General features: G+C 71.8%; 6 protein-coding genes and 1 pseudogene. 4 read left to right on the forward strand and 3 right to left on the reverse strand.

Annotation, left to right across the window (positions count from 1 at the left end):
• Together NQ160_RS19100 and NQ160_RS19105 are read left to right on the forward strand one after the other, a co-directional pair.
• Window positions 1-395: pseudogene (locus NQ160_RS19100) on the forward strand (phosphatase); the annotation flags it as partial.
• A gap of 20 nt (window positions 396-415) precedes the next feature.
• Window positions 416-1,330, forward strand: coding sequence for a carbohydrate kinase family protein (locus NQ160_RS19105; protein ID WP_257516692.1), 915 nt, complete (start codon window positions 416-418; stop codon window positions 1,328-1,330).
• Window positions 1,331-1,342: 12 nt separating this feature from the next.
• Here the strand turns inward: NQ160_RS19105 and NQ160_RS19110 are convergent, their stop codons facing one another.
• Window positions 1,343-2,779, reverse strand: a complete 1,437-nt coding sequence (locus NQ160_RS19110; protein ID WP_257516693.1) for a DEAD/DEAH box helicase — start codon at window positions 2,777-2,779, stop codon at window positions 1,343-1,345.
• Between the two features lie 154 nt (window positions 2,780-2,933).
• On the opposite strand from NQ160_RS19110, the gene NQ160_RS19115 reads away from it, so the two are divergent.
• Entirely contained in the window at window positions 2,934-3,650 is a 717-nt protein-coding gene (locus NQ160_RS19115) for a ferritin-like domain-containing protein (protein ID WP_257516694.1), read from the forward strand.
• A 34-nt stretch (window positions 3,651-3,684) separates the two neighbouring features.
• Here NQ160_RS19115 and NQ160_RS19120 read toward each other — a convergent pair whose 3' ends face one another.
• Window positions 3,685-3,972 carry a hypothetical protein gene (locus NQ160_RS19120; protein ID WP_257516696.1) on the reverse strand — a complete coding sequence of 96 codons (288 nt, stop codon included), beginning with the start codon at window positions 3,970-3,972 and terminating at the stop codon, window positions 3,685-3,687.
• Between the two features lie 4 nt (window positions 3,973-3,976).
• Window positions 3,977-4,201, reverse strand: a complete 225-nt coding sequence (locus NQ160_RS19125; protein WP_257516697.1) for a DUF3107 domain-containing protein — start codon at window positions 4,199-4,201, stop codon at window positions 3,977-3,979.
• A 135-nt stretch (window positions 4,202-4,336) separates the two neighbouring features.
• On the opposite strand from NQ160_RS19125, the gene NQ160_RS19130 reads away from it, so the two are divergent.
• The coding region (locus NQ160_RS19130; RefSeq protein ID WP_257516699.1) for a UvrD-helicase domain-containing protein at window positions 4,337-4,517 on the forward strand (181 nt) is incomplete at its 3' end.

The following is a 4,517-nucleotide window of genomic DNA, read 5'->3' on the forward strand; positions in this document are numbered from 1 at the left end:
CGTTCTCCGGCATCCTCGCCCCCACGAGCGGCTACTACGTGCCGCACTACGCCCCGGACGTCCGCGATGCGGTGCGCCTCATCGTCGCCGCGGGCGGCGTGCCCATCATCGCCCATCCGACTCCCGCGGGCCGCGACCGCATGATGCCGATGCCGCTCATCGACGAGCTCATCGCGCTCGGCCTCGGCGGGTTCGAGCTCGGGCACCGCGAGAACACCCCGGAAGGCATCGCCGTGCTGCAGGCGGTGGCCGACGAGCACGACCTCATCGTCACGGGATCCAGCGACTACCACGGCCGGGGAAAGCCCAACCTGCCGGGTGAGCACACCACCAGCGACGAGATGGTGGCCCGCATCATCGCGCGCGCCACCGGCAGTGCGCCGGTCTACCCCTGAAGAGGGGGAGAGGAACCCGCATGCACACCGGCTCCCCGCCCGCGGTCGTGGTGATCGGCGAGGCGCTCGTCGACATCGTCCACACGCCCACGGGCACCCGCTCCAGCCCCGGCGGCAGCCCGGCCAACGTCGCTCTCGCCTTGGCTCGCCGCGGCCTTCCCGTGCGCCTGATCACCCAGTTCGCCGACGATGAGCAGGGGCGGGTGGTGAGAGGGTGGCTCGACGCATCAGGGGTGAGCGTGCAGGTGGCGGGATCGCCCGCCCGTACCTCCACGGCCGTCGCCCGTCTCGGCGGCGACGGCGCGGCCACGTACGACTTCGACATCACCTGGGCGCCGGCGCCGTGGCATCCCGTGGCCTCGCCCGTCGTGCACACCGGGTCCATCGCGACGGTGCTGCAGCCCGGCGCCGACACCGTCGAGAGCGCGCTGCGCGCGGCACGACAGGGCTCGGTGATCACCTTCGACCCGAACATCCGCCCGTCCCTCATCACCGACCCCGACGACGTGCGGGCGCGGGTGGCGCGGCTGGTGGCTCTGTCGGACGTGGTGAAGGTCAGCGGCGAGGACCTGGACTGGCTGCACCCGGGCCGGGACCACCGCGTCGTGGCGGGGGAGTGGCTCAGCCGTGGCCCGTCCGTCGTGGTCGTCACCGAGGGTGGGGCGGGCTCGTTCGCCGTCCACGCAGCCGGCGTCGCAGAGGTGCCGGCGGCACCCGTGGACGTGGTCGACACCGTCGGTGCCGGCGACACCGTCATGGCGGCGCTCATCGCCGAGATCCACGCGCCGACGGCCGCGGCGGTGCGCGCGCGGATCGCCGGCTGGGATGCCGCCGACCTCGCAGCCGTGCTCCGCCGGGGCGCGGATGCCGCCGGCGTCACGGTGTCGCGCCCGGGAGCCGACCCGCCGTGGCAGCACGAGCTGTCCGCCCGGTGAGGGGCGGCCGGCTCAGCTCGCGGCGGGAGCGCCCGTGCCCGAACCGCGACGACGCCGGCGCCGACGCGGAGCCGTCTTGCCGTCGTGGTGCTCTTTGCCGCCGCCGTCGTGCGTGCCGGCACCCTCGGTCGTGCGGGTAGAGGAAGCCTCGCGGTCGGCGGAGGCCTGCGGGGCGCCACTGTCGTCACGCCGACGGCGGCGGCGACGCTCGGAGTCGCCCTCGCCGGTGGCCTCCTGCGTCTTCACCGTCTGGGTGCGGGGCGCGGTGACGATGCGTCCCTTGGTGCCGGCGGGGATGTCCAGGTCGCTGAACAGGTGCGGGCTGGACGAGTACGTCTCCACCGGGTCCGGCTGACCGAACTCGAGCGCCCGGTTGATGAGGGCCCACTTGTGCAGGTCGTCCCAGTCGACGAAGGTCACCGCGATGCCGGTCTTGCCGGCGCGGCCGGTGCGGCCGGCACGGTGCAGGTAGGTCTTCTCGTCGTCGGGGATCGTGTGGTTGATGACGTGGGTGACGTCGTCGACGTCGATGCCGCGGGCGGCGACGTCGGTGGCGATGAGCACGTCCTTCTTGCCCGCCTTGAAGGCCGCCATCGAGCGCTCGCGCGCCTCCTGGCTCATGTCTCCGTGCACCGAGGCGGTGTTGAAGCCGCGGTCGCTGAGCTCGTCGGCGAGCTTCTGCGCGGCACGCTTGGTGCGCGTGAAGACGACGGTCTTGCCGCGGCCCTCGGACTGCAGGATGCGGGCGATGATCTCGTCCTTGTCCAGCGAGTGGGCGCGGTAGACGAGGTGCTTGATGTTGGCCTGCGTCAGACCCTCGTCGGGGTCGGTGGCGCGGATGTGGATGGGGTTGGACATGAACCGCCGCGCCATCGCGACGATCGGGCCGGGCATGGTGGCCGAGAACAGCTGCGTGTGACGCACCGGCGGCACCTTCGAGAAGATCTTCTCGATGTCGGGGAGGAAGCCGAGGTCGAGCATCTTGTCGGCCTCGTCCAGCACCACCTCGGTGGCGTGCGAGAGGTCGAGCAGACGCTGGCCCGCCAGGTCGATGAGGCGGCCGGGGGTGCCCACGACGATCTGCGCGCCGGCCTTCAGCTGGTCGATCTGCCCCTCGTAGGCCTTGCCGCCGTAGATGGCCACGACGCTCGTGGAGCGGCCCGAGGTGAGCATGTCCATGTCCTCGTAGACCTGGACGCACAGCTCGCGGGTCGGCACGACGATGAGGGCCTTCACGCCGGGCTCGGGGTTCAGGCCCAGGCGCTGCACGACCGGGATGCCGAAGCCGAAGGTCTTGCCGGTGCCTGTCTTGGCCTGGCCGATGATGTCCTGGCCGGGAAGACCGAGGGGGATCGTCTGCTCCTGGATCGGAAAGGCGTCCACGATGCCGCGAGCGGCAAGGGTGTCGACGATGTCCTGATCGACGCCGAGTTCGGCGAAAGTCGTCACGATATTGAGCCTGTCTGGCGGTGAGAGTCCGCCGGGGTGAGAGTTTCCACGCCCTTCACTCAGCCGCAGGCGCGGGGCCCCGATCCGTCGCCGGGGCGGCTCCAGCCTACCGGAGATGCGGGAACGCCCCGTCGGGTGCGTATCGTGGTGTCTCGTGGCCTGGTGGAATCTCAAGCGCGCGCGGCCGGCCGCGCGTACGCTCTCGCTCCGTTCGCGCGGCGACGTCGGCAATGCCCAGCGGGTGGCATTCGAAGCCCTCGCGCCCGACATCGACACCTTCCTGGGCCAGGCCGCCTACCTCCAGCTGGGCTTCTTCGAGACTCTGAGCGAACTCATCGCCCCCACCCCCGAGCTGTCGCAGAAGGAGTCGCTGTCACTCGCCGCCGGGGCTGCGTTGCTCAAGCACCGCGGCCTCGTCGAGCTCATCCGTGGGCGCGGCGACGATGCGCTGGAGATCATGCTGCCGTTCCGCGAGCCGCTGGACGCCTTCCGTCGCGCGACGCACGGTGCGCGGCCCCTCGAGACCATGCTGTCGGTGCACATCACCGCGGGCATGCTCGACGACTTCTACCTCGCGCTGTCGTCCAGCTACGGCGAGACGGGTCGTGAAGCGGCCGCGATCCTCGGCGCCGACGACGATCGGCAGGCCCTCGTCGACATGATCGTCGCGGCGATCGACTCCGACGAGGAGTGGCGCGCGCTGCTGGCGATGTGGGGCAGGCGTCTGGTCGGCGACACCCTGCTCATCGCCCGCGCCGCGCTGCGACCGACGACACTGGATGCCGCCGATGAGCAGAAGGTCGAGCCGGTGTTCAGCAACCTGCTCGCGGCCCACTCCCGCCGCATGGGCGCGATGGGCCTGGACGCCTGAGGCCCGAGCGCCTCGGGCGAACTCGAGGCGCTCGTCAGGCCAGCTTGAGGCGCGCGCGCTCGCGGGCGTCGTGCTGCATCCGCGCGCGGGTGAGCACGGCGAGAGCGGGGAAGACGACGACGGGGGCGGCGAACGACGCGACCCAGATCCAAGGGCTCTCGATGCCGACTCCCGCCCACGTCAGCACCATCCAGACCAGTCCGCCGACGACGGCGCCCAGCATGGGGCCGACGACGGCTCCGCGGGTGTCACGGCCGCCGACGGTGAAGTGCGCCGCCAGTCCCAGGACGGCCCCGGCGATCAGGGCCAGAAGGATCTGCACGGTGTCAGCCGACGAAGCCGATGCGACGGGACTCCTCGGTGCCGACCTCGATGTACGCCAGCGCGGCGGTCGGGACGATGTAGGAGCTGCCCCGCGAGTCGACGAACGACAGGTGGGTGGCGCCGGAGTCCAGCGCCTGGGCGACGGAGGTCTTGAAGACCTCGGCGGACTCGTTCGTCTCGAAGCCGAGCTCGCGGCCGGTGTTGACGATGCCGATGCGGATCTCCACGGGTGACTGCCTTTCCGGCCCCGGCCATCGCCGCGGGCGCAGTCCGACTCTACGACACGGGCGGGCGCCGTCGGCGGCCGGAAGGGTCGCGCTCGCTGTCGGCGAACGTCGGTGGGGGCGGCTACCGTGGCTTCGATGCGACAGAGTGAACCCAGGGCACCCGAGCCCGGCTCCGATGCCGCCTTCGTCCCCGACGCCGCTCAGCGGCAGGTCCTCGCCCTTGCGCCGGAGACGTCGGCGGTGGTGGTCGGTGCGCCCGGCACAGGCAAGACCGCCACGCTCGTGGCGCGCGTGCGGGCGCTCGTCGACGCCGGCG

The sequence above is a fragment of the Microbacterium sp. zg.Y909 genome (assembly GCF_024626565.1).

Bases quoted from the DNA above. Each gene is read 5' to 3' on its own strand.
- NQ160_RS19105 (WP_257516692.1), top strand. From the start codon at position 416: ATGCACACCGGCTCCCCGCCCGCGGTCGTGGTGATCGGCGAGGCGCTC.